Below are 22,883 nucleotides of genomic sequence, written 5' to 3'. Positions count from 1 at the left end.
TGTGGGCAATCGTCCCGCTGGGGCGGGACGGGTGGGCACACGGGACGGCGCGCCCAGCGGCGCCTCCGCGTTCCGCGCCCTGACCCGCACCACCAGTGCGCCGTCACTCGGGGTGCGGGTTCAGGCGCGGGAGCCTCGGGCGCCGGCAAGGGCGCCGTTCCGTTGTGCCCACCCGTTCCGCCCCAGCGGAACGATTGCCCACAACGGGCGGGGCGCCGTCCGGGCGGGTGGGCTCCGCCCCTTGCGGAGCGCGTGCCCGCAGCGGTCAGTGTTGGCCCGGTTCGAAGGACGCCAGGGCTACCTTCAGGATCTCGCGTTGCTTTGGCCACGACGGCTCCGGGCCCGCCGCCAGGATCGCGTACTGGTTCCCGTCCGACGCCACGAACGCCCGGTCGACGACCTTGCGCCGCCCGCCGTCCCGGTCGTACGCGTACACCAGTTCCGCCGCGTCCGAGCCGACCCGTTCGAGGCTCAGTTCCTGGTAGCCCGGCTTGTTGGCCCGGCCGTCCTCGGAGGCCCCGCGCAACGCCTCGTACGGCGTCAGGCCCGGCTCCTGGACGACGAAGACCTGGACCAGGCTCCGCCCGTCCGGCGCGTTGTAGAACACCCCCTGGTCGGACTCGGTGCGGTTCCAGCCCTCGGGCACGGCGATCGTGAAGCCCTTGAGGTCCTGCTGGACCCGGTAGCCGGGCGGGGGCTCATCCTCCGGGGCCGGGGCCGGGGCCGGGGCCGAGGAGGGCTCCGACGTCGTCGGGGACTGCGTCTCCGGCGGGGACGAGACCGTGGCCGGCGGAGACGCAACCGTGCCGCCACCGTCGCCCTCCTTCCCGCCCCACAGAAGCCACGCCCCGACGGACCCCGCCGCCACCACGGCCACCGCCACCCCCGCCGCCAGCGCGGCGCGCGGACGGGGCCGCGCCGCCGGGGCGGGCGGCGCGGGGTAGGCCCAGCCGCCGGACTCGGGGACGTACTCCGGGGCGTAGGCCGGAGGAGGGGGAGGGGGCGGCGCGACGGGGACGGCGACCGGCGGGGCCACCGGTGCGTCCGCCGTCGCTCCCCCGCTCTCCGAGCTCTCCCAGCTCTGCGTCTCGTCGTTCCAGCGGGCCCCGCTCATCTCATCCTCCGAGCAGGGCGCCGACGGCCTGCCCCACGGCCACGCCCGAGGCGAGGATCCCGGCCACGGCGCCCGCGTCCGTGAGGGCGCGGCGCAGGGCGGTCAGCCGGCCGGTGCCCGCACGTCCGGTGCCCTCGATCTCGTCCTCGGCGTCGGAGAGTTCGGCGTCGAGCGCGGCGGTCTGCTCGCTGGGGACGACGCCCGCGAGGTCGGTGCGGAACCGCCGGATGGCCTGGAGCAGAGCCTCCTGCTGCGGGTCGCGGGCCGGCCGGCTGCCGTGCACGGTGCTGGTGACGGTGTTGTTGTCGCCGATGGTGACGTTGCCGCTGGTGTTGTTGACGTGAATGCCGTTGCCCGGGTGGTCAGCCACGGTCGCCTCCGGTCGTCGAAGTGGTGAAGGTCTTGTTGGTGACGGTGTTGTGGTGCCCGACGGTCACGTTCCCCTTGGTGTTCTCGATGAACGTGCCGCCCTCGGCGACGTGCACGATCTTCTGCTCGAACTCGGCCGTCTCGTACCCGGCTTCGCGCAGGGCGACCGTCACGCCGTTCGCGACCCGGTCCTGCACGCTCTTCAGGTAGCGGCTGACGTCCATCTCCTGGAAGAGGGAGGCCTCGTCGTCGGAGCCCAGCTCCCGGACGGAGACCCACGGGCCCTCGGGCAGCGCGTTGGCGTGGCCGGCGGTGAGCACCCGCCACAGGTGGCCGAGCGCGCGGCCGACGGTGATCAGGGCCTGTCCGGCCGAGCGCGGGGTCCGGCCGAGCGCCCAGACCGCCTTGCCGAAGTGGTGGTTGTGCCGGTAGCGGTGGGCGATCCGGTCGGCGTACCGGTAGAGCGGCTTCACGGGCCGCAGGACGTGCGGGGCGACCTCCAGCATCAGCATGCCGCCCTGGGTGTGGACGCGGACGAAGACCGTGGTGACGATCTCCTCGCCCCAGCCGCCGACCCGGACGCGGAGGAAGTGACGGCGGGTCTCGCCGCCCTCCTCGACGGCGCCCGAGCGGTGCGCCTCGAAGCCCTCGGGGCTGTACGGGGCGGCCGTGCGGGCCGGCAGTCCGTCGACGGGCAGGAAGACGACCTCGTCGATCTCCAGCTCGCGCAGCCGGTCCCGTACGGCGGCCTGGAGCTGCGGCGAGCCGTGCGGGGCGGGCACGCGCAGGGCTTCCAGGAGCGGGACGACGTGCCGCAGGACGGTGCTGTTGTCGAGCGGTTCGGGGGTCTTGCCGTCGAGGTTCTTGCGGGGGCGCAGCTCGATGGAGAGCGACCAGGGCTCGTACGGGGAGCCGGCGCCGCAGAAGGGGTCGTCGGAGCCGTACATGACCAGCCGGGCGTGCTGCTCGACGCGGATCCGGTCGCGCAGTCGCCGGAAGCGGGCGCTCTCGGAGGCCTCGGCCGGGTCGGAGTGCTGGTCGGCGAAGCGCTCGCGGGACAGCTCCTGGGTGAGCGCGCGGGCGAACTGGCCGCGCTGGGTGGCCACCGCCCAGGCGACGAGGAACGGTACGGCGATGGTGATCCACACCTCGAGCCTGCCGATGCCCCAGATCTCCTGGGAGGTGAGGGTGGCGGCGAGGTCGAGGAAGTCGGTGGTGTCGGCGAGGAGGTCCCCGCCGAACTCTCCGGACTCCTCGTCGGCGGAGGCGAGGTAGAGGAGGAACAGCGTGGACTGGAGGAACATCAGCCGCCCGTACCAGCGCAGCAGGAACGCGGCGACGACCCGGTACACGGGGGTGGTGGCGGACGTGCCGCGGACCCAGCGGGCGATGCCGAGCACCAGGAAGGGGACGACGAGGAGCGCGATCAGGCCCTTGGTGAGGGGGATCGCGACGATCCAGAGGGCGAGGATGCCGACGGCCCAGGCGAGTTCGACGCGGCGGGCGCGCAGCGCGTGGGCGAGGACACGGCTCGCGTCGTAGCCGAGGGAGGGGGCGGCGAAGCGCTCCTCGTGGACGTACAGCTGGTCGATGACCGCGTCGCGGAATCCGTCGTCGAGGTACGTGCCGGCGCAGAGCAGCCGGGTGGCCTCGCTGGCGGCCGGTAAGCGGCGCGGGTCGACGGCGGCGGGCGGCGTACTGGGCGGTCCGCTGGGTTGATGAGGTACGAACGACTGCGCCAAAACTCCCCCGATTGTGTGGAACCGTCCATGTTTACGGCCGAGTTGGCCGGGACCGGTGGGCCAGCATAGGTGAGTCGGGGGTTCCCTGTCGGCAGGAAAAACGACGCCCCCGCGCCGTACGGTCGGTCGTACGGCCCGGGGGCGCCGGGAGTGTGAAGCTTGATTCAGCTTCAGATCAGGCCGAGCTCGCGCACCGCGTCGCGCTCCTCGGAGAGCTCCTTGACGGAGGCGTCGATGCGGGCGCGGGAGAAGTCGTTGATCTCCAGGCCCTGGACGATCTCGTACGCGCCGTCCTTGCAGGTGACGGGGAAGGAGGAGATCAGGCCCTCCGGGACGCCGTAGGAGCCGTCGGACGGGACGCCCATGGAGGTCCAGTCGCCCTCGGCGGTGCCGTTGACCCAGGTGTACACGTGGTCGATGGCGGCGTTGGCGGCGGAGGCCGCGGAGGAGGCGCCACGGGCGTCGATGATCGCGGCGCCGCGCTTGGCGACGGTCGGGATGAACTCGTCGGCGAGCCAGGCCTCGTCGTTGACGATCTCGGCGGCGTTCTTGCCGGCGATCTGCGCGTGGAAGATGTCCGGGTACTGGGTCGCGGAGTGGTTGCCCCAGATGGTGAGGCGCTTGATGTCCGTGACCGAGGAGCCGGTCTTCTTGGCCAGCTGCGTCAGCGCGCGGTTGTGGTCCAGGCGGGTCATCGCGGTGAAGCGCTCGGCCGGGACGCCCTTGGCGGCGGACTGGGCGATCAGGGCGTTGGTGTTGGCCGGGTTGCCGACGACCAGGATCTTGACGTCGTCCGCGGCGTGGGCGGCGATGGCCTCGCCCTGCGGCTTGAAGATGCCGCCGTTGGCGGCGAGCAGGTCGCCGCGCTCCATGCCCGGGCCGCGCGGGCGGGCGCCGACGAGCAGGCCGATGTTGGCGCCCTCGAAGCCCTTGTTCGGGTCGTCGAAGATGTCGATGCCCTTGAGCAGCGGGAACGCGCAGTCGTCGAGCTCCATGGCGGTGCCCTCGGCGGCCTTCACGCCCTGCGGGATCTCGAGGAGGCGCAGCTTGACCGGCACGTCCGCGCCGAGCAGGTGGCCGGAGGCGATGCGGAAGAGCAGCGCGTAGCCGATCTGGCCGGCCGCGCCGGTCACGGTGACATTCACGGGAGTGCGGGTCATGGCGATCTCCGTAAGACAGCTGGCGGTGGGGGTCCCTGCCCCTGGTGCGGGATAGCTCTCTTGATCGATCGGTGTCTCGACATGAAGAGATATCCAGCGGTCAGGCTATCCGACCCGGGCCCCCTCGAATCCCCACCCCCTTGTGGTCCGGCTCACTGCCACCCGTCCGGGAGCCCTCCGGACCCGTGCGGCGGAGTCCGACGCGGGGCCGACGTAGCGGAATGGTCACTTCCGTGCCACAGCGCGCCGACGGAGCTTGAACCAGCCTTGGCACGTACATGACCCTTGATCGTGACGGCGCCCGCCCTCCCACGGGGGAGAGGGCGGGCGCCGTTCCTCACGAGCCGGAACCTCACGTCACGGTGAGGTGGAGCACGTCCTCCAGGAACGGGATCCTCAGCCAGGGACCCGGCTGGACCATGAGCGCGAGCAATACGATCAGGCCGCCCATCACCCCGTACGTGATCATGTCCGTGAAGCGGGAGCGGACGGCCAGCATGCCGACGGACGGCAGCGCCCGGCGCAGCGCCGCCCCCGTGAGGAGCGCGGCCCCGACCAGGATCGCCCCCACCCGGAAGGCCTGCGGGAACGGGTCCGTGCCCACCACGAGCAGCCCGAGCCCGGCGAGCACGAGGACGGTGAGCAGCGGCCACTGGCGCGCGGGTGCCGGGGCGTCGCCGGGGGCCGCCCGGCCGCCGCCCTCGGGACGCGCGGTGTCGGTGGTGAGGGTGGGCTTCGGCCGCTTGAAGCCGCCCGCGGCGGGCTTCGTTCCCTCGCTCGGCGACCCGGCCCCGTCCGGGTTCCCGGGCGCCCCCGGGGTCCCGGAGCTCACGTCAGAGCGCCGCGGCCGCGCGCTCGGCGGCCTCGACGACGTTGACGAGGAGCTGGGCGCGGGTCATCGGGCCCACGCCGCCGGGGTTCGGGGAGATCCAGGCGGCCACCTCGGCGACGCCGGGGTCCACGTCTCCGACGATCTTGCCCTCGCCGTTGCGCGAGACGCCGACGTCGAGGACGGCCGCGCCCGGCTTGACGTCCTCGGGCTTGATCAGGTGCGGCACGCCGGCGGCCGCGACGATGATGTCGGCGTTGCGCAGGTGGGCGGCCAGGTCCCGGGTGCCGGTGTGGCACTGGGTCACGGTGGCGTTCTCGGAGCGGCGGGTGAGGATCAGCGGCATCGGGCGCCCGATGGTGACGCCGCGTCCGACGACCACGACCTCGGCGCCGTTGATCTCCACGCCGTGCGCGCGGAGCAGGGTGACGATCCCGTTCGGCGTGCAGGGCAGCGGGGCGGGCTCGTTGAGGACGAGCCGGCCGAGGTTGGTCGGGTGCAGGCCGTCCGCGTCCTTGGCCGGGTCCATCAGCTCCAGGATGCGGTTCTCGTCGATGCCCTTGGGCAGCGGCAGCTGGACGATGTAGCCGGTGCAGGCCGGGTCCTCGTTGAGCTCCCGTACGACCGCCTCGATCTCCTCCTGGGTGGCGGTGCCCGGCAGGGTGCGCTGGATGGAGGCGATGCCGACCTCCGCGCAGTCGCGGTGCTTTCCGGCGACGTACTTCTGGCTGGCCGGGTCGTCGCCGACCAGGACCGTGCCCAGGCCGGGCGTGATGCCCTTCTCCTTGAGGGCCGCCACACGGACGGTCAGATCGGACTTGATCGCGGCTGCGGTGGCCTTGCCATCGAGAATCTGGGCGCTCATGGAGACATCCTCCCGGATGACCCCCGCCTTGTTCCAATTCGCTCCCGCCCGGGGGACGGCGATGCGGAACGACAGGTTGCATCTGCACAACTCCGCGACATAGCGACTGGACAAGAAGTCGAGGTTGCGACGACGATGATCCGCGTAGTACCGCGGAAAGTGCCGGGGGGAGATCCGCTCAAATGCCGTGAAGGTCCTCCGCGCGGGCCGCGTCGTCCCCGCACAGAGAAATTCACGGAGGAATCCCGCGATGAGCTTCGGCGAACCGAACAACCCCTACGGCCAGCCGCAGGGACAGCAGCCCGGATACGGCCAGCCGCAGGGTCAGCCCGGGTACGGCTACCCGCAGCAGGCCCCGCAGGGCGTCCCGCAGCAGGGCTACGGCTACCCGGCGGCCCCGCCGGTCTCGCCGTACGGCGGGTACCCGGGCGCGGTCATGGAGATGCCCGGCGGTGTGAAGTCCGCCCGCGTGATGCTGTGGATCATGAGCGTCCTCAACCTCATCGGCGGCATCGCCGCCATCGGCCTCTCCTTCACCCTCACCAGCGAGCTGGAGAAGCAGGGCCCCCTGTCCGGCGACGAGGAGACCTTCGCGAACCTCGGCCAGGGCATCATGATCGGCGCCGGTGTCATCTCGCTGATCTTCGCGATCCTCGGCATGGTGCTCGCCGCCAAGTTCAAGTCCGGCGGCAACGGCGTCCGGATCGGCGCGATCGTCTGGGCCTCCTTCGCGGTGCTGTTCAGCCTCTTCTCGCTGCCGGTCGGCGTCATCAGCCTCGCCCTCGGCGTCATGATCATCGTCTTCACGGCGAAGTCGGACGGCTCGGCCTGGTTCAACCGGAACAAGCAGCAGTACTGAGCGTGAAGCGGTGAGGGGCGGGATCCGTTCTCCGGATCCCGCCCCTCCCGCGTGTCACTGCCGCTTCAGGACCGCGAAGCCGTCCGAGCGGTAGGCGATCTCGTACCGCGCCTCCGGATGCAATTGCGAAGCCAGCTGCGCCGGATCCGACACCTGCTGCCCCCAGCCCCGCAGGTCGAAGGCGAGGTAGTCCGGCGTGGCCCCCTTCGAGGTGCCCACCCAGTAGACCCGGTGGTCCGCCGTGAGGTGGGCGAGGAGCGAGACGTCCGCCTCGACGCTCGCCCCTTCGGGCACCGCGTCGACCGCCGCCCGCGCCTCCAGGGTCCGGGCGTCCGTCCGGTACGTCTCCGCCCTGGTCAGCTCCCGCAGCGGCAGGTTCGCGGCCAGGACGAGCGCGACCGCCGTCGAGACCGGGATCACGACCTTCCCGTACGAGACGAGCCAGGCGCGCGGCGAGGTGCGGACCGAGCGGACGCCGTCCACGAGGGCCAGGAAGACGACCGGCATCAGGATCGCGCTGTAGTGCCAGTGCATGCCCCAGTGGTTGGCGTCCTGGGAGAGGAAGCGCCAGCCGAGGGTCGGGAGGACGAGCAGGACCAGCGGGGACCGCAGCGCGAGGAAGCCGGTGATCGCGAGCAGGTAGAAGACCATCTCCCACCGCTCGCCGGAGGCGAGGGCGTCGCCGATGACCTGCCCGAAGGAGGTGTCGGCGCCGGTGCCGGTCTTCTCGATCTTCGCCCAGTAGTCGTACTGGCCGAGCTTGCTCGCCGCCGGGATCAGCACGAGGACCGTCAGGGCGAAGGCCGCCGCGCCGAAGCCGGCCAGGGCCGCGCCGAGCCGCCTGCGCCCCTTCAGGAAGAGGACCGCGCCGACCATCGCGACGGTGAGGCCCATGTCCTCCTTGACCAGGACGAGCGGGGCGGACCAGGCGGCGGCCGCGGTCCAGCGCCCGAGGAGCAGGGCCCGGCAGGTCAGGGCGAGCAGCGGGACGGCGAAGGCGATCTCGTGGAAGTCGGACTTGACGGCCTCCTGGAGCCCCCAGGACAGGCCGTACGCGATCGTGAGCCCGATGCCGGCGGCCCGGCTGCCGAGGATCTGCTGGGTGGTGCGGCCGACGACGACCGCGGAGGCGGCGAAGAGCGCGGCCTGCCCGAAGAGCAGGGAGACCGGCGAGGGCCAGATCCAGTAGAGCGGCGCGAGCAGCGCGGTGACGGGGCTGAAGTGGTCGCCGAGTATGGGGAAGCCGGGGCCCTTGATGTCGACGACGGGGGCCCGGAACTCGGCGTAGGCGCGGACCGACTGCCCGAAGATCCCGAGGTCCCAGGACGGCGTGCGGAAGTGCGCGTACTGCACCCAGGAGTACAGGAAGTACAGGGCGCAGAGGACGCCCGCGAGGATCAGGTACGGGCGCAGCGGGGCCGGGGAGAGGCCGTCGGACGGCTCCGCGTCGGTGGACTCCGCAGCGGGCCTGTTCAGTACGTCCAACACCACGTCCCCCACAACCGGCGGCCGACAAAAGAGCAACCCATTAGACCAGAGTCCACCCGTTCGGCGGATCTGTCGCAGCCGGCCCTCCCCGGGTCCCCGTCCGGCTGCGTACACGGACGATGACGTTCTGCATTCGTTTATCGGCGCTTCCTAGCCTGACCCCCGCAGACCTCGGGGAAAGGAAGCGTCATGTACAGCATCATCGTGGTGCCCGCACACGCCGCGGACCCCGGAAGCCAGGTCAGACTGGCGCCCGGCGAAAGGCTCCATTTCGGCCGCACCACCCCGAACGACCCCGGCCGCACCACCCCTCGCACGGCCGGCGAACACCGTCGCCACCTGGACATCCCCCACCCCGGGGTGTCCCGCACCGCCGGAGAGATCGGCGCGACGGCGAGCTACTGGACGCTCAGCAACTTCAGCACCGCCACCACCTACGTCGTCGAGAACCCGGAGGGCGCCGGGGAGCACATCAAGATCGCACCGGGCCGGATCGACGCCCCGGTGCCGTTCGAGTTCTCCCGGGTCGTCCTGCCCGCGGGCGGCGACCTGCTCGACTTCTGCGTCTGGGCACCCCGCCACGACTACGTGGAGTGCGCGCAGACCTTCGGGGAGGGCGAGCCCACCGCGCTCGCCTTCCCCCTCGACCGCACCAAGCGCTACTTCCTCGTCCTCGCCGCGCTCTGCGAGTCCCGCCTGCGCGGCGCCCCGCACGCGCCGCTGCCGACGGTCGAACAGATCGTGGGGCGGCTGCGCCCGATGTGGCCGGCGGTGAACCGGGCCTCCGTGCAGTGGAACATCGACTACCTGGCGGTGAAGCTACGGCTCAAGCCGGGCCCCGACAGAGCCGACGCGGGCCCCCGCCTCAACGGCAAGAAGGAGTCCCTGGTCTCCCTCGCCCTCCGCTTCGACCTGGTCCGCGAGGACGATCTGTCGACCCTGGCGGAGGTCGTACGGTGACCGCCTTCCCCCTGACCGTGCCGGTCGGCTACGAGATCGGCGACTGGGTCGTCGAACGCCCGCTGGGCGCGGGAGCCTTCGGCAGTGTGTACGCGGCACGGCGGAGCGACGGCTCCCGGGCCGCCCTCAAGTTCCTCCCGACCGGCACCCGCACCCCGCGTCAGCTGCGCCACCTCCGCGACCTCGCCGAACGCGAGGTCGAACTGCTGAGCCGGCTCCGCTCGCCCCGCCTGATCCGGCTGTACGAGACCCTCACCGTCGACGACCCGGCGCAGCCGGACCTGGACGGCGCCACCGTCCTCGTACTGGAGGAGGCCGAGCGCCCGCTCCAGTCGCTGCTCTCCGGGTCCGCCGCTCCGCCGCCGTCCGGGCCCGCGCTGCTCGTCCAGATCTGCGAGGGACTGCACCAGCTGCACACGGCGGGCTGGGTGCACGGCGACCTCAAGCCGGCCAACGTCCTGCTCATGAAGGACGGCAGCGTCCGCCTCGGCGACTTCAGCACGGCGAGCGAGCTGGAGGGCAGCCACGCCTACGCCTCCGGCTTCGCCACGCCCGACTACACCCCGCCCGAGCTGCTCTGGTCGGAGTTCGGCGACCGGGGCACCCGCATCCGGCCCAGCGCCGACGTGTGGGCCTTCGGTGTCCTGGCCCACCTCGTCCTCACCGGCCGTTCCCCCCTGCCCGGCGGCACGCCGACCGCCCGCCGGGACGCCACCCTGCGCTACGCGCGCGGCGAGGAGGAACTCCGCCTCTCCCCCGAACTCCCGGAACCCTGGCGGGAGATCGTCACGGACTGTCTGAGCCGCAGCCACGAGGAGCGGGCAGGCCACGACGCGACGTCCCTGCTCCGCCGGGTCAGGGAGGCGGCCGCGGGCCGGATGCCGCGCCGCCGCGGACGGCTCGTCCCGCTCCTCGCCGTGTCGCTCGCCGTGCTGACCGCGGCGGGCTTCGGCCTGGACTCCCTGCGCGACGAACCGGCACGGACGGCGGGAGAGAACACCGCCGCCGGGTACGAGCGGTGCGCGCCGGGCAACGTCTGCTTCTTCTCGGAGGCGGGCGGACAGGGCGAGATGTGCGATTGGTTCAACGACGATCCCGAGTGGTTCGACGGCGACACGGTCTGCGGCTGGGCGCGGCAGCGGGCGCCCCGCTCGGTGTTCAACAACGGCTCCGCCGACCCGAAGGGCTTCGTCCACGTCACCTACTTCGCGGAGAAGAACCTGAAGGACGGCCTGGGCTGCGTCCGGCAGGGCGCGCGCCGCGACCTCGCGATCGGCCGGCCGATCGCCTCGCACACCTGGGCCAAGACCTGCTGACGGCCCTGACCTGGGGCGACGCGCGCCCGTAGCGCTTCCCTAGGAGTTACGAGGTACCCCGCGGCCACCGGCGGCCGCAGGGTGTGACTGCGCCGCGGACGGGCGGCGCAGTCACCAGGGGGGCCGAGGATGAAGCACCTGCTCGTTCGCGCGGGCGCGGTCGTCGCCGTCGTCGCGGCGGTGACGACCGGCTGCTCGCGACCGGACCCCGCCGCCCCGCCGGAGCGCGAGCTCACGCAGGCCGAGCAGCTGCGGATCTCGGACGCCGACGAGGTGCTGATCAAGCAGTGCATGAACCGGGCCGGCTTCTCGTACTGGACGAGTCCCCGGCTCAGCCTGGAGGAGAGCCGCGCGCCCGGCTACGTCGGCGACGACGTGGAGTGGGCGCGCAAGCACGGCTACGGCAGCCGGATCCGGGCTGAGGAGGACCGGGCCAGGCGCGCGAACCCGAACGGGAACTACCGGGCGACGCTCTCCCCGGAGCGGCGCGCGGCCTACGACACGGCGCTCGACGGCGGGCGCGCGGCGAGGGTCCTCGCCACCGCGATCCCGACGGGAGCGGGCGGCGGCACCGTCCGCAAACGGCTCGGCGGCTGCTCGGAGCAGGCGGAGAAGCGCCTGTACGGGGACCCGGACGCCTGGTTCCGGGCCGACAAGGTCGTCAGCAACCTCCAGCCGCTCTACGTGCCCCGGGTCATGCGGGACGAGCGGTTCACGACCGCCCTCACCGCCTGGGCCGGGTGCATGAAGCGGTCGGGACACGCGTACGCCGACCCCACCGCCGCCCGCGACGCGGCAGCCCGGTCCGGGGACTACGGCACCGAGGTCCGCATCGCGGTCGCCGAGGCCCGCTGTGCCCGCGACTCCTCGCTGGCCGCCGTGGCCCGCGAGCGCCAGACGCACTACCTGAACGCCCTGCGCGGCCAGTACGGCGAGGAGCTCGACGCCCATCGCCGGCTCCAGCGCGGGGCCTACGAGCGGGCTGCCGGGATCACCGGCGCCCGGGTCTGAACGACCCGCACCACCCCTCCACCGAAGGAGCGAACCATGCGCAGGATCGGTACGTCCGTCGCCGCCCTCGGCCTCGCCGTCGCGGGCCTGATCGCCCCCGCCACCGCCGCCCAGGCGTCCGGCACGGGCACCACGAGCAACCACTGCAACGACATCTGGCCGGGCCGCAACGGCTACATGTACGCGTACGACAGCACGTACTGCTACGACTACCTCGGCCGTGACGCGGGCAACGACCCCGACTGGAGCGCGGCCGGCGGCGGCTTCGCGGGCTCCTCCGACCGGGCGTCGTCCGTGATGAACGCGGGCTACACGGGCGGCAAGGACGTCGTGGCCTTCTACTTCCTCACGGGATACCAGTACCAGTACGGCTACAACTGTCTCGCTCCCGGCGAGTACTTCGTCGACGACCTGTCCCGCAACACCTTCACCAACGGCGCCACCATGAACAACAACATCCGGTCCCACCAGTGGGTGTACGCGAGCGCCTGCTCGGTCTGGATGCACTGACCCGCACCGAGGGGGAGGACCGCACCCGGCGGCCCTCCCCCTCGGCACGTCACCTCAGTGGAAGAAGTGGCGCGTACCCGTGAAGTACATCGTCACGCCGGCCTTCTTCGCGGCCTCGACGACCAGCTCGTCGCGCATCGAGCCGCCCGGCTGGACGACCGCCTTCACGCCGGCCGCGGTGAGGATCTCCAGGCCGTCGGGGAAGGGGAAGAAGGCGTCGGAGGCGGCGTACGAGCCGGCCGCCCGCTCCTCGCCCGCGCGCTCGACGGCGAGCTTGGCGGAGTCGACGCGGTTGACCTGGCCCATGCCGACGCCGACCGAGGCGCCGTCCTTGGAGAGCAGGATCGCGTTGGACTTGACCGCGCGGCAGGCCTTCCAGGCGAAGGCGAGCTCGGCGAGCTCCTCGGCGGAGAGCGCCTCGCCGGTCGCCAGGGTCCAGTTCGCCGGGTCGTCGCCGTCGGCCTGGAGGCGGTCGGTGACCTGGAGGAGGGCACCGCCGTCGATCGGCTTGACCTCGACCGGGTTGGCCGGGGCGCCGTCGGCCTTCAGGACGCGGATGTTCTTCTTCTTGGCGAGGATCTCGACCGCGCCGTCCTCGTAGCCGGGGGCCACGATGACCTCGGTGAAGATCTCCGCGACCTGCTCGGCCATCGCGACGGAGACCGGGCGGTTGACGGCGATGACGCCGCCGAACGCGGACAGCGGGTCGCAGGCGTGCGCCTTGCGGTGGGCCTCGGCGACGTCGGCGCCGATCGCGATGCCGCACGGGTTGGCGTGCTTGATGATCGCGACGCAGGGCTCGGTGTGGTCGTACGCGGCCCGGCGCGCGGCGTCGGTGTCCGTGTAGTTGTTGTACGACATCTCCTTGCCGTGCAGCTGCTCGGCCTCGGCGAGGCCGCCCGTCCCATCGACGTAGAGCGCGGCGCCCTGGTGCGGGTTCTCGCCGTAGCGCAGGACGTTCTTGCGCTCGTAGGTGGCGCCCAGGAAGTCCGGGAAGCCGGAGTCGTCGGCGGCGGCGCCCGCGGTGTAACCGCCATTGGACTCAGTGTCGGCGAACCAGGAGGCCACGGCCACGTCGTACGCGGCGGTGTGCTGGAAGGCCTCGGCGGCGAGCCGCTTGCGGGCGGTCAGGTCGAAGCCGCCCGCCTTGACGGCGGCGAGCACGTCGGCGTACCGCTCGGGGCTGGTGACGATCGCGACCGACGGGTGGTTCTTGGCCGCGGCGCGGACCATCGACGGGCCGCCGATGTCGATCTGCTCGACGCACTCGTCCGGGGTGGCGCCGGAGGCGACCGTCTCGCGGAACGGGTAGAGGTTCACGACGACCAGGTCGAAGGGCTCCACGCCGAGCTCGGCGAGCTGCGCGCGGTGCGACTCCAGGCGCAGGTCGGCGAGGATGCCGGCGTGCACGCGCGGGTGGAGGGTCTTCACGCGGCCGTCGAGGCACTCGGGGAAGCCGGTGAGCTCCTCGACCTTGGTGACCGGCACGCCCGCGGCGGCGATCTTCCCGGCGGTGGAACCGGTGGAGACGAGCTCGACACCGGCCTCGTGCAGACCGCGGGCCAGCTCCTCGAGCCCCGTCTTGTCGTAGACGCTGACCAGCGCGCGGCGGATGGGCTTAACGGTGTCCGTGTTCACCGACATGAACCTTTCGTCCCTCAATGCGGTAGCCGTGCCGGGCGAGACGCCCCACGACGTCGACGAGCAGCGAGCGCTCGACTTCCTTGATGCGCTCGTGCAGAGCGGCTTCATCGTCCTCGTCCCGCACCTCGACCACGCCCTGGGCGATGATCGGGCCGGTGTCGACACCGTCGTCGACGAAGTGGACGGTGCACCCGGTGACCTTCGCGCCGTAGGCGAGGGCGTCACGCACCCCGTGGGCACCGGGAAAACTGGGGAGGAGCGCCGGGTGGGTGTTGACGACCCGGCCGCCGAAGCGGGCGAGGAACTCCTTGCCGACGATCTTCATGAAACCGGCCGAGACGACCAGGTCGGGCTCGTACGCCGCGGTGGCCTCGGTCAGCGCGCGGTCCCACTCCTCGCGGGTCGCGTGGTCCTTCACCTTGCACACGAAGGTGGGGAGACCGGCCTTCTCCGCCCGCTCCAGACCCACGATGTTCTCGCGGTCGGCGCCGACCGCGACGATCTGCGCGCCGTAGCCCTCGGGGTCGGCGGCGATCGCGTCGAGCAGGGCCTGGAGGTTCGTGCCGGAGCCGGAGACCAGGACGACGAGGCGGGCGGCAGCCACTGGGTCACTCTTTCCGTGGTGTTTGTGCGGTCGTACGAACGAATCGTGCCCCTCGATACGGGGAACCCTACGAATGGCTCGACCGTCAGCAACGATACCGGCACACGGGACGGCCCCCACGGGACGGGGGCGGAGCAGGGCGGTAGCGTCAGGGTCCGACGCCAGCAGGGGCCGTGGGTGCGGCCGCGGTCACGACGACAGAGGGAAGACGTTCAGCAGATGCCGGAACGCCAGTCCACGGACGACAACAACCCGTTCGCGCCGCCGCCCGAGGGCCGGCCGGATCAGCCGTGGCAGCCGCGGCGCCCGGAGGGCTCGGACGACGACGCGTCCGGCACCCCGGACTCGTCGGGGCCGTCCGACGGCCGGTGGAGCCCGCGCCAGCCGGGCCCCTCCCAGGACGGCTTCGGCCGGGGTCCTGAGCGCCGGGGAGGCGGCCAGGGCGGGCCGGAGGGCGGCCCGGGGCAGGGCGGGCCCGGGAAGGGCCCGGGGCTCCGCTGGGACCCGACGGACCCGGCGCAGCGACGGGCGCGGTACGCGATCCTCGCGGGCATGTGGGCCTTCTTCTTCGCGATCTTCGAGATCCCGGAGCTGGCGCTGCTCCTCGGCGCCCTCGGTCTCTACTGGGCGATCAGCTCGCTGCGCAGCAAGCCGAAGGCGGCCGGGGAACTGTCGTCGACATCACAGTCGGCATCGCCGTCTCCGTCTCAGCCTCCGGCCCCTCCGGCCCCTCCGAACTCCGCCGAGGGGCAGCCGGCGGGGGCGTCCGCCGCGATCGCTCCGCTGCGCGCGATGCGGACGGCGGCGATCAGCGGTCTCGTCGCGGCGAGCGTGGCCCTGATGATCGTCGCGGTCGGCTTCACCATGCAGCTCGTCTACCGCGACTTCTACGAGTGCCGCGACGACGCCCTGACCCACGCGGGCCAGCTGGCCTGCAACGACCTGCTGCCGAAGCCGCTGCGCGCGGGCTTCGGGGTGCGGGAGTAGTCCCCTAAGGCCGGTCCGGGGCCGCGGGGGGCGGCGGCGGGGACGGTTCCCAGGCCGCCGGGAGGTAGTCGTAGGGCTCGAAGCCGGGGTCGTCGAAGGGGTCGCCGATCGGATCGGTGTACGCGGCGGTGTACGAGTCCGTGTACGGGTCGCTCTCGGCGGCCCGGCGGGTGCCGCCGGTCTCCGGGTCCGGCACCTCGGGCCCGTCCGCCTCCGGCCGGGCCTCCGTCGCACCAGCGGGGACCACCGCGGCCGCCACCAGGCCCGGCGCGGGCTCCGGCACGGGCACCGGCCTCTGGGAGCGCGGCACCCGGCGGCCCCAGGCCCGTACCCCCAAGGCCACCGGAACCCCCACGCAGATCCCCCACAGCACCGCGGCCGCGCCCGCCTGCCACCACACCGGGCCGAACGCCGAGAGCCGGCCGGTGCCCAGCGGGCCGCCCGCCGCGCCCGCCAGGACGGCGACGGCCGCCCCGCATCCCCAGGCCGCGCCGAGCGCCGTCAGGGCCGCCTCCCGGGCCGCCCAGGTCCGCGCCGCCCGGCCCGCGCGAACGCCCTGCACCACGGCGGCGGCCAGCGGGACCGCGGCGGCCGTCCAGTGGACCCAGGTGCCGCGCCCCTCGGCGGGCAGCGCGGCCAGGAGCGGGAAGGGCGGCACGGTCGGGTCGCCGACGAGGCCCAGCGGGGTGGCGAGCGCGCCCGTACCGAGGGTGAAGCCGGGCCCGAGGCCGTACGCCGCACCCCAGACGGCCATGTTCGGCAGCAGCGCGAGGACGAGCAGCAGCACCGTCACCCGACCGGACCACTCCCCCGCGAGGCCGTCGAACGAGGCCTGCGCCCGGCCCGCGTGCCAGGCCAGCGAGACCGCCGCGGCGACCGCGCCGCCGCCGAGCAGCGTCAGGGTCCCGAGCCCCGCGGCGCGCAGGGCGGCGGCCGGCTGCCGCTGCCCGGGCAGCGGGCGGCCGAGCGCCGTCCAGACGCCCGCGCCCGCCGCTCCGGTGACGACGGCGGGCAGCCAGAGTCCGGCCGTGAGCAGGTCGGCGGGGAGCGGGCCGCTCTCGCTGTAGACGACGACGGCGGCCGCGACCAGGAGGTATCCCCCGGCGACGGAGGCGAGCGCGCCGGCCGGGGAGGGGCGCGGCCGGGAGCCGTCGTCGCCCGGGTCGAGGGTGTCGCGGGCGGTCCGGTGCACCAGCCAGACGGGCAGGGCGACGAGCAGCAGCGGGACGATGCCGAGGGGCGCGGGCAGGCCGGACAGGGTGTCCGTGCGGACCAGGTCCACGCCGTGCGCGAGCAGCCAGATCCCGGCGGCGACGTGCAGGGCACCGGCGGGACCGCTGTCGGGGTACGGGGAGCTGATCCAGGCCGCGATCACCAGGACCGCGAGCGCGCCGAGACCGAGCCCGGCGGCGACCCCGCCCCGGACACAGGCGGTGGCGAGCGCGGCGGAACGGCCGCCCTGGACCAGGGGTTGCTCGGTCGCATGGGTCACGGGGTCATGCTGCCAACGACACGCGCTTTTGCGGCGTAACAGGCAAACCTCCGTTGTGTCGCTCAAGATACGTTTATGTACTTTTCCGCCCAGAGCAGCTCTGCGGGAGGTCGACGCCGATGAGCCGGAGCACCGCGGATTCCGCATCCTCCGTCACCCTGCCGACCCCGAAGGAGCGGCGCAGGTTGCGTGAGGCCCTCGCCCTGAGCGAGGAGCAGGTCGCCGAGGCCGTGGGCGTCACGAAGGCCACGGTCAGAGCCTGGGAGACCGGGCGCTCGGCTCCCCGGGGCCGCAAGCGCGAGGCGTACGCGCGACTGCTCGGCGCGGACGGGCCGGAGGCCCCGCTCCCGGCCGCCCCGGAGCCCATGCCGGAGCCCGCGCCGGAGCCCATGGCCGCCCCGGAGTCCGGGCAGCAGGCCCAGCAGGCCCGGCCGCCGCAGGCACACGCCCGGGCCCGGTCGACGGCCGCGCAGGCCCAGGGCCAACCGCCGCAGGCGCACGCCCAGGCCCGGTCGGCGGCCGCGCCGGTCCAGGGCCAGGGCCCCGCCCAGCCCGCGGCGACAGCCGCGCCGGCCTCCGCCAACGTCCGGCCCAAGGCCGCCGCCAAGCGGGCCGCCAAGCCGCCGCGGGCGCCGTCCCCCGTCCCGGCCATCGCCCCCGGCCCGGCCCGCAAGGGCACCTCGAAGCCGCCGGAGCGGCTGAAACCCGCGGCGGCCGAGGCCCCCGCCGAACCGGCCGTACCGGGCCTCACCCCGGAGGAGGCCTTCGACGCGCTGTACGCGTACGCCGCGCCGGGCCTCGTCCACCAGACGTACCTGCTCACGGGGCGCCGCCGGCTCTCCCGCGAGTCCGTCGAGTACGCCTTCCACCACGCCTGGGAGCACTGGCCCGAGGTCGCCCAGGACCCGGACCCGGTGGGCTGGGTGCGGGCGGCGGCGTACGAGTACGCCCTCTCCCCCTGGCACCGGCTGCGCCGCGCGCACAAGCACCCCGACGCCCCGCCGGCCGAGGCGTACCGGCGGGCGCTGCTCGGCGCGCTCCTGGAACTGCCGCCTCCGTACCGCCGGACCGTCCTGCTCTACGACGGGCTCGGTCTCGACCTGCCGGAGACGGCCGCCGAGACGGAGGCGAGCACCCCGGCGGCCGCGAACCGGCTGCTGCACGCCCGTACGGTCATCGGCAGGCGGATCCCGGAGCTCGCCGACCCCGAGGACCTGCACCGGCGGCTGAGCGAGCTGGTCGCGGAGGCGCCGACGGCGCCCCTGCCGCCCGCCCGCTCGGTCCGGTCGGGCAGCGAGCGCCGGAGCCGGACCTGGACGCGGGCGGTGCTCGGGGTGACGGCGGTCCTCATCGGGGTCACCGGCTTCACGGCGGCGACCGCGCCGACCCGCTACATCCCGGTGAACGCCCCGGGCGAGGCCGTCAACGGGGTGCCCGTGCGCGGCGGCCCGCAGAAGCTCCGCCCGGAGGACCTTGAGCTGCGCCAGAAGCTGCGCTCGGAGCCCCACCCGGGCCCGGAACGGCTGGTCCCGGCGGTCGAGTGACCCGTACGAGAACGCGAAGGGGCCCCGCCCCCGCCCGGTCACCCGGGAGGGGCGGGGCCCACTCACGTACTGCGTTGTACTGCTTTCAGGCTGCTGTGCGCACCAGCCCGTTCTTCAGCCTGTTCAGCCTGTTCAGCCCGCGAGGATGGCGCGCGCCAGCTTGGCCGTCTCGGTCGGCGTCTTGCCGACCTTGACGCCGGCGGCCTCGAGGGCCTCCTTCTTCGCCTGGGCGGTGCCGGAGGAGCCGGAGACGATGGCGCCGGCGTGGCCCATGGTCTTGCCCTCGGGCGCGGTGAAGCCCGCGACGTAGCCGACGACCGGCTTGGTGACGTTGGCCTTGATGAAGTCGGCCGCACGCTCCTCGGCGTCGCCGCCGATCTCGCCGATCATGACGATCAGGTCGGTGTCGGGGTCCGCCTCGAACGCCGCGAGGGCGTCGATGTGCGTGGTGCCGATGACCGGGTCGCCACCGATGCCGACGGCGGAGGAGAAGCCGATGTCACGGAGCTCGTACATCATCTGGTACGTCAGCGTGCCGGACTTCGAGACCAGGCCGATGCGGCCCGGCTTCGTGATGTCGCCCGGGATGATGCCGGCGTTGGACTGGCCCGGGGTGATGAGACCGGGGCAGTTCGGGCCGATGAGGCGGGTCTTGTTGCCCTTGTCCACGGCGTACGCGTAGAACGCGGCCGAGTCGTGGACGGCGATGCCCTCGGTGATGACGACGGCGAGGGGGATCTCGGCGTCGATCGCCTCGACGACGGCGGCCTTCGCGAAGGCCGGCGGCACGAAGAGGACGGAGACGTTGGCGCCCGTCTTCTCCATCGCCTCGGCGACGGTGCCGAAGACCGGGATCTCGGTGCCGTCGAAGTCGACGGACGTGCCGGCCTTGCGCGGGTTCACGCCACCGACGATGTTGGTGCCGTCACCCAGCATGAGCTTGGTGTGCTTCATGCCCGTGGCACCGGTCATGCCCTGGACGATGACCTTGCTGTCCTTGTTGAGGAAGATAGCCATGGCTGTGGTTTCCCCTGTCCCTTACTTCGCAGCCGCGAGCTCGGCGGCCTTGTCGGCCGCGCCGTCCATGGTGTCCACGCGCTGCACGAGCGGGTGGTTGGCGTCCGACAGGATCTTGCGACCCAGCTCCGCGTTGTTGCCGTCGAGGCGCACGACCAGCGGCTTGGTGACCTCTTCGCCCTTGGAGGCGAGGAGCTCCAGGGCCTGGACGATGCCGTTGGCGACCTCGTCACAGGCGGTGATGCCACCGAAGACGTTGACGAACACGGACTTGACGTCCGGGTCGCCCAGGATGATCTCCAGGCCGTTCGCCATGACCTCGGCGGAGGCGCCGCCACCGATGTCGAGGAAGTTGGCCGGCTTCACGCCGCCGTGGTTCTCACCGGCGTACGCGACGACGTCCAGGGTCGACATGACCAGGCCGGCGCCGTTGCCGATGATGCCGACCTCGCCGTCGAGCTTGACGTAGTTGAGGCCCTTGGCCTTGGCGGCAGCCTCGAGCGGGTTGGCTGCGGCCTTGTCCTCGAGCGCCTCGTGCTCGGGCTGACGGAAGTCGGCGTTCTCGTCGAGCGAGACCTTGCCGTCGAGCGCCAGGATGTCGCCGGAGGCGACCTTGGCCAGCGGGTTGACCTCGACGAGGAGCGCGTCCTCGGCGACGAAGGTCTTCCACAGGGTCACGAGGACCTCGGCGACCTGCTCGGCCACGTCGGCCGGGAACTTCGCCAGGGCCACGATCTCGCGGGCCTTCTCGATGTCGACGCCCTTGTTGGAGTCGACCGGCACCTTCGCGAGCTTCTCGGGGGTCGTCGCGGCGACCTCCTCGATGTCCATGCCACCGGCGACGGACGCCATGGCGAGGAAGGTGCGGTTGGTGCGGTCGAGGAGGTACGAGACGTAGTACTCCTCGACGATCTCCGGAGCGGTCTCCGCGATCATCACCTTGTGGACCGTGTGGCCCTTGATGTCCATCCCGAGGATGTCCGTCGCGCGGGCGACGGCCTCGTCCGGGGTGGCGGCCAGCTTCACGCCGCCGGCCTTGCCGCGGCCACCGACCTTCACCTGCGCCTTGACGACCGACTTGCCGCCAAGACGCTCGGTGGCCTCGCGCGCCGCCTCAGGCGTGTCGATGACTTCACCGGCCAGCACCGGTACACCGTGCTTGGCGAAGAGGTCCCTCGCCTGGTACTCGAACAGGTCCACGCGCGTCCGTCCCTTTTCTGATGATCGCGGTTCGTTGTCTGCGTGGGCGTGCCGCGGAGGGCAACGTGACTGCGCTGTCACAAGGGAGGCGTGCACGGAGTCCGTGGACGCGGCATGTCCGTCTCGCAGGTTATCCCCGAGGGCCGTGGGTCCCTAAATCGCAGATCACAACAGAGCGGTGATACGGGTCACAGACCGTACGGGCCGCAGGGCTGTCCGTAGGGGTGCCGAGGTGGGCCCGGGAACCCCTCGCGGCAGGCGGGGACTGGCCTTCGGGGCACTCACGACGCGCCGGACGCCGGGGTGAGGGGCGTTCCCGTACGGGTGTGATATGGGCCTCAGTCGCCTCGCGGGCACCCGTGTGGGTGGTCCGGGGACGACGGATTCCGCACCCGTCCCGTCAGGCCTCGGGTATCGGAAGGGGGCGCTTCTCCAGGGCGGCGGCCATGATCTCCGGGAACAGGTCGGGGGTGCAGGCGAAGGCGGGGGCGCCGAGCGCGGCGAGGGCGGCGGCGTGCTCCCGGTCGTAGGCGGGCGCGCCCTCGTCGGAGAGCGCCAGCAGGCTCACGAACTGCACCCCGGAGGCCTTCATCGCGGCGACCCTTTTCAGCATCTCGTCGCGGATGCCCCCCTCGTACAGGTCGCTGATGAGGACGACGACGGTGTCGGCGGGGCGGGTGATGCGGGACTGGCAGTAGGCGAGGGCGCGGTTGATGTCGGTGCCGCCGCCGAGCCGGGTGGAGAAGAGGACGTCGACGGGGTCGTCGAGCTGCTCGGTCAGGTCGACGACGGAGGTGTCGAAGACGACGAGGCGGGTGGCGAGCGACCGCAGGGAGGCGAGCACGGCGCCGAAGACGGCGGCGTGGACGACGGAGGCGGCCATGGAGCCCGACTGGTCGATGCAGAGCACCACCTCCTTCCTGACCGCCCGGGAGGCGCGCCCGTGGCCGATGAGCCGCTCGGGGACGACCGTGCGGTGCTCGGGCAGGTAGTTCTTGAGGTTGGCGCGGATCGTGCGGTCCCAGTCGATGTCGCGGTGGCGGGGGCGGCTGATCCGGGCGGAGCGGTCGAGGGCGCCGGTGAGGGTGGCGCGGGTGCGGGCGGCGAGGCGCTTCTCCAGGTCGCCGACGACCTGGTGGACGACGGCCCGGGCGGTCTCCCTGGTCGTCTCGGGCATGGCCTGGCCGAGGGAGAGCAGGGTGCCGACGAGGTGCACGTCGGGCTCGACGGCCTCCAGCATCTCGGGCTCCAGGAGGAGGGTGGCGAGCCCGAGCCGGTCGATGGCGTCGCGCTGCATGACCTGGACGACGGAGCTCGGGAAGTAGGTGCGGATGTCTCCGAGCCAGCGGGCGACGGAGGGCGCGGAGGCGCCGAGCCCGCCCGAGCGGTCGCCGGCCTGGTCGTAGAGCTTGCCGAGCGCGCCGTCCATGAGGGCGTCGGTGCCGGTGAGCGCGCGGCCGGTGCCGTCGGCGTCCCCGCCGCCCAGCACGAGCCGCCAGCGCCGCAGCCGCTCGTCGGTGGTCACGTGAGGGCCTCCGTTCCGAGGATGAGGTGGAGCAGGGGGAGTACGCCGTCGGCCCGCGCGCGGTCGGGGACGGTCCCGAAACCGGGCGTGCCGGGCGCGGCGGGCCCGGACCCGCCGGACCCGGGGCCCCGGGCGACGAGCTCGCCGAGGGTGCGGCGGACGCCCGTCTCGTACGCGGAGAAGGTGCGGCGCAGCAGCGGCAGGACATCGGCGAAGGCCTCGTCCGGCACCCCGCGCAGCCAGGCGTCGACCAGCCCGAGGAGCCGCTCGTCGTGGACGAGGAGCAGCCCGCCGCCGGAGGCGCCGCCGACGAATCCGTCGACCCAGGCGGCGGCGTCGGCCGGCGGCGTACCGGGCGAGAGGGCACGGCTCATGAGCACCGCGGCCTCCTGGTCGGCGATCCGCCCCTCGTCGAGCAGCAGCCGGGCGGCCCGCCCCCGAAGGACCCCCGGTATCCGATCCCGCCCGGCAAGCCTGCGAAGCACCCCGGCCCAACGGTCGGGGAGGTCGGCGGCGGGGGCGGCGGGTGGTGCGGGCGCATCGGGCGGGGTGGGTGCGGCGGGGGCGGGCGTGGCGGGGGCGGCGGGCGTGGCGGGGGCGGCGGGGGCGGGCTCTGCGGGTGCGGCGGGCGTGGCGGGAGCGGCGGG

20 protein-coding genes and 1 pseudogene are annotated in these 22,883 nt (G+C 73.0%); 7 read left to right on the top strand and 14 right to left on the bottom strand.

Features of this window, described 5'->3' with window-relative positions:
- Nucleotides 1-265: 265 nt before the first annotated feature.
- The 6 genes and pseudogenes from ACWGN5_RS38875 to ACWGN5_RS38850 form a co-directional block, all read right to left on the bottom strand.
- Entirely contained in the window at nucleotides 266-1,114 is an 849-nt protein-coding gene (locus tag ACWGN5_RS38875) for a serine/arginine repetitive matrix protein 2 (protein ID WP_453523138.1), read from the bottom strand.
- 1 nt (nucleotide 1,115) lies between these two features.
- The gene (locus ACWGN5_RS38870) at nucleotides 1,116-1,484 is read right to left on the bottom strand and encodes a hypothetical protein (RefSeq protein WP_453523137.1); all 369 of its coding nucleotides are present in this window, start codon (nucleotides 1,482-1,484) and stop codon (nucleotides 1,116-1,118) included.
- Entirely contained in the window at nucleotides 1,477-3,225 is a 1,749-nt protein-coding gene (locus ACWGN5_RS38865) for a hypothetical protein (RefSeq protein WP_453523136.1), read from the bottom strand. The genes ACWGN5_RS38870 and ACWGN5_RS38865 overlap by 8 nt, the downstream gene beginning before the upstream one ends.
- Nucleotides 3,226-3,395: 170 nt before the next feature.
- Entirely contained in the window at nucleotides 3,396-4,385 is a 990-nt protein-coding gene (locus ACWGN5_RS38860; RefSeq protein WP_453523135.1) for a malate dehydrogenase, read from the bottom strand.
- Nucleotides 4,386-4,737: 352 nt separating this feature from the next.
- Nucleotides 4,738-5,112: pseudogene (locus ACWGN5_RS38855) on the bottom strand (DUF3017 domain-containing protein); the annotation flags it as partial.
- Between the two features lie 106 nt (nucleotides 5,113-5,218).
- On the bottom strand, nucleotides 5,219-6,079 hold the full coding sequence (locus tag ACWGN5_RS38850) for a bifunctional methylenetetrahydrofolate dehydrogenase/methenyltetrahydrofolate cyclohydrolase (protein ID WP_453523134.1): 861 nt from the start codon (nucleotides 6,077-6,079) through the stop codon (nucleotides 5,219-5,221).
- Between the two features lie 250 nt (nucleotides 6,080-6,329).
- Here ACWGN5_RS38850 and ACWGN5_RS38845 point away from each other — a divergent pair, with 250 nt between their 5' ends.
- Nucleotides 6,330-6,938: a hypothetical protein gene (locus ACWGN5_RS38845; protein ID WP_453523133.1), complete on the top strand. Its 609-nt coding sequence runs from the start codon at nucleotides 6,330-6,332 to the stop codon at nucleotides 6,936-6,938.
- A 54-nt stretch (nucleotides 6,939-6,992) separates the two neighbouring features.
- On the opposite strand, the gene ACWGN5_RS38840 is transcribed toward ACWGN5_RS38845, so the two are convergent.
- The gene (locus tag ACWGN5_RS38840) at nucleotides 6,993-8,426 is read right to left on the bottom strand and encodes a DUF2079 domain-containing protein (protein WP_453523132.1); all 1,434 of its coding nucleotides are present in this window, start codon (nucleotides 8,424-8,426) and stop codon (nucleotides 6,993-6,995) included.
- 189 nt (nucleotides 8,427-8,615) lie between these two features.
- On the opposite strand from ACWGN5_RS38840, the gene ACWGN5_RS38835 reads away from it, so the two are divergent.
- The 4 genes from ACWGN5_RS38835 to ACWGN5_RS38820 all read left to right on the top strand — a co-directional run bounded on the left by ACWGN5_RS38835 (nucleotide 8,616) and on the right by ACWGN5_RS38820 (nucleotide 12,223).
- Nucleotides 8,616-9,386, top strand: a complete 771-nt coding sequence (locus tag ACWGN5_RS38835) for an FHA domain-containing protein (RefSeq protein WP_453523131.1) — start codon at nucleotides 8,616-8,618, stop codon at nucleotides 9,384-9,386.
- Complete coding sequence (locus ACWGN5_RS38830; protein ID WP_453523130.1) at nucleotides 9,383-10,702, top strand: protein kinase domain-containing protein; 1,320 nt, start codon at nucleotides 9,383-9,385, stop codon at nucleotides 10,700-10,702. Before ACWGN5_RS38835 ends, ACWGN5_RS38830 begins: the two co-directional genes overlap by 4 nt.
- A 129-nt stretch (nucleotides 10,703-10,831) precedes the next feature.
- Nucleotides 10,832-11,713, top strand: a complete 882-nt coding sequence (locus tag ACWGN5_RS38825; RefSeq protein ID WP_453523129.1) for a hypothetical protein — start codon at nucleotides 10,832-10,834, stop codon at nucleotides 11,711-11,713.
- 36 nt (nucleotides 11,714-11,749) lie between these two features.
- Nucleotides 11,750-12,223 (top strand): hypothetical protein, encoded by a 474-nt coding sequence (locus ACWGN5_RS38820; protein ID WP_453523128.1) that lies wholly within the window; start codon nucleotides 11,750-11,752, stop codon nucleotides 12,221-12,223.
- A gap of 54 nt (nucleotides 12,224-12,277) precedes the next feature.
- Here ACWGN5_RS38820 and purH read toward each other — a convergent pair whose 3' ends face one another.
- Nucleotides 12,278-13,867: a bifunctional phosphoribosylaminoimidazolecarboxamide formyltransferase/IMP cyclohydrolase gene (purH, locus tag ACWGN5_RS38815; RefSeq protein ID WP_453523127.1), complete on the bottom strand. Its 1,590-nt coding sequence runs from the start codon at nucleotides 13,865-13,867 to the stop codon at nucleotides 12,278-12,280.
- Complete coding sequence (gene purN / locus ACWGN5_RS38810; protein ID WP_453523126.1) at nucleotides 13,842-14,471, bottom strand: phosphoribosylglycinamide formyltransferase; 630 nt, start codon at nucleotides 14,469-14,471, stop codon at nucleotides 13,842-13,844. Before purN ends, purH begins: the two co-directional genes overlap by 26 nt.
- 219 nt (nucleotides 14,472-14,690) lie before the next feature.
- Here purN and ACWGN5_RS38805 point away from each other — a divergent pair, with 219 nt between their 5' ends.
- Nucleotides 14,691-15,458 carry a hypothetical protein gene (locus tag ACWGN5_RS38805; protein WP_453523125.1) on the top strand — a complete coding sequence of 256 codons (768 nt, stop codon included), beginning with the start codon at nucleotides 14,691-14,693 and terminating at the stop codon, nucleotides 15,456-15,458.
- A 4-nt stretch (nucleotides 15,459-15,462) separates the two neighbouring features.
- Here ACWGN5_RS38805 and ACWGN5_RS38800 read toward each other — a convergent pair whose 3' ends face one another.
- On the bottom strand, nucleotides 15,463-16,950 hold the full coding sequence (locus ACWGN5_RS38800; protein ID WP_453523124.1) for a cell division protein PerM: 1,488 nt from the start codon (nucleotides 16,948-16,950) through the stop codon (nucleotides 15,463-15,465).
- A 119-nt stretch (nucleotides 16,951-17,069) separates the two neighbouring features.
- On the opposite strand from ACWGN5_RS38800, the gene ACWGN5_RS38795 reads away from it, so the two are divergent.
- Nucleotides 17,070-18,494 (top strand): sigma factor-like helix-turn-helix DNA-binding protein, encoded by a 1,425-nt coding sequence (locus ACWGN5_RS38795; protein ID WP_453523123.1) that lies wholly within the window; start codon nucleotides 17,070-17,072, stop codon nucleotides 18,492-18,494.
- A gap of 132 nt (nucleotides 18,495-18,626) precedes the next feature.
- Here ACWGN5_RS38795 and sucD read toward each other — a convergent pair whose 3' ends face one another.
- From sucD to ACWGN5_RS38775, 4 genes are all read right to left on the bottom strand, one after another.
- Entirely contained in the window at nucleotides 18,627-19,511 is an 885-nt protein-coding gene (gene sucD, locus ACWGN5_RS38790) for a succinate--CoA ligase subunit alpha (protein WP_351189857.1), read from the bottom strand.
- A 21-nt stretch (nucleotides 19,512-19,532) separates the two neighbouring features.
- On the bottom strand, nucleotides 19,533-20,711 hold the full coding sequence (gene sucC, locus ACWGN5_RS38785; RefSeq protein WP_453523122.1) for an ADP-forming succinate--CoA ligase subunit beta: 1,179 nt from the start codon (nucleotides 20,709-20,711) through the stop codon (nucleotides 19,533-19,535).
- Between the two features lie 400 nt (nucleotides 20,712-21,111).
- Nucleotides 21,112-22,236 carry a VWA domain-containing protein gene (locus ACWGN5_RS38780; RefSeq protein ID WP_453523121.1) on the bottom strand — a complete coding sequence of 375 codons (1,125 nt, stop codon included), beginning with the start codon at nucleotides 22,234-22,236 and terminating at the stop codon, nucleotides 21,112-21,114.
- Nucleotides 22,233-22,883, bottom strand: a 651-nt coding sequence (locus tag ACWGN5_RS38775; RefSeq protein WP_453523120.1) for a DUF5682 family protein, incomplete at its 5' end; no start/stop codon positions are given. The genes ACWGN5_RS38780 and ACWGN5_RS38775, both read right to left, overlap by 4 nt.

It is taken from the genome of Streptomyces sp. NPDC055815, assembly GCF_053616475.1.
Note: the sequence above shows the minus strand (reverse complement) of the source record. Positions and strands in the feature narration are given on the sequence as shown.

What these genes read in the sequence shown, in the direction of transcription:
- ACWGN5_RS38875 (WP_453523138.1), bottom strand. Translation starts at nt 1,114, where the DNA reads ATGAGCGGGGCCCGCTGGAACGACGAGACGCAGAGCTGGGAGAGCTCG.
- ACWGN5_RS38860 (WP_453523135.1), bottom strand. Translation starts at nt 4,385, where the DNA reads ATGACCCGCACTCCCGTGAATGTCACCGTGACCGGCGCGGCCGGCCAG.
- ACWGN5_RS38850 (WP_453523134.1), bottom strand. Translation starts at nt 6,079, where the DNA reads ATGAGCGCCCAGATTCTCGATGGCAAGGCCACCGCAGCCGCGATCAAG.
- ACWGN5_RS38845 (WP_453523133.1), top strand. Translation starts at nt 6,330, where the DNA reads ATGAGCTTCGGCGAACCGAACAACCCCTACGGCCAGCCGCAGGGACAG.
- ACWGN5_RS38835 (WP_453523131.1), top strand. Translation starts at nt 8,616, where the DNA reads ATGTACAGCATCATCGTGGTGCCCGCACACGCCGCGGACCCCGGAAGC.
- ACWGN5_RS38825 (WP_453523129.1), top strand. Translation starts at nt 10,832, where the DNA reads ATGAAGCACCTGCTCGTTCGCGCGGGCGCGGTCGTCGCCGTCGTCGCG.
- ACWGN5_RS38820 (WP_453523128.1), top strand. Translation starts at nt 11,750, where the DNA reads ATGCGCAGGATCGGTACGTCCGTCGCCGCCCTCGGCCTCGCCGTCGCG.
- purH (WP_453523127.1), bottom strand. Translation starts at nt 13,867, where the DNA reads ATGTCGGTGAACACGGACACCGTTAAGCCCATCCGCCGCGCGCTGGTC.
- ACWGN5_RS38805 (WP_453523125.1), top strand. Translation starts at nt 14,691, where the DNA reads ATGCCGGAACGCCAGTCCACGGACGACAACAACCCGTTCGCGCCGCCG.
- ACWGN5_RS38795 (WP_453523123.1), top strand. Translation starts at nt 17,070, where the DNA reads ATGAGCCGGAGCACCGCGGATTCCGCATCCTCCGTCACCCTGCCGACC.
- sucD (WP_351189857.1), bottom strand. Translation starts at nt 19,511, where the DNA reads ATGGCTATCTTCCTCAACAAGGACAGCAAGGTCATCGTCCAGGGCATG.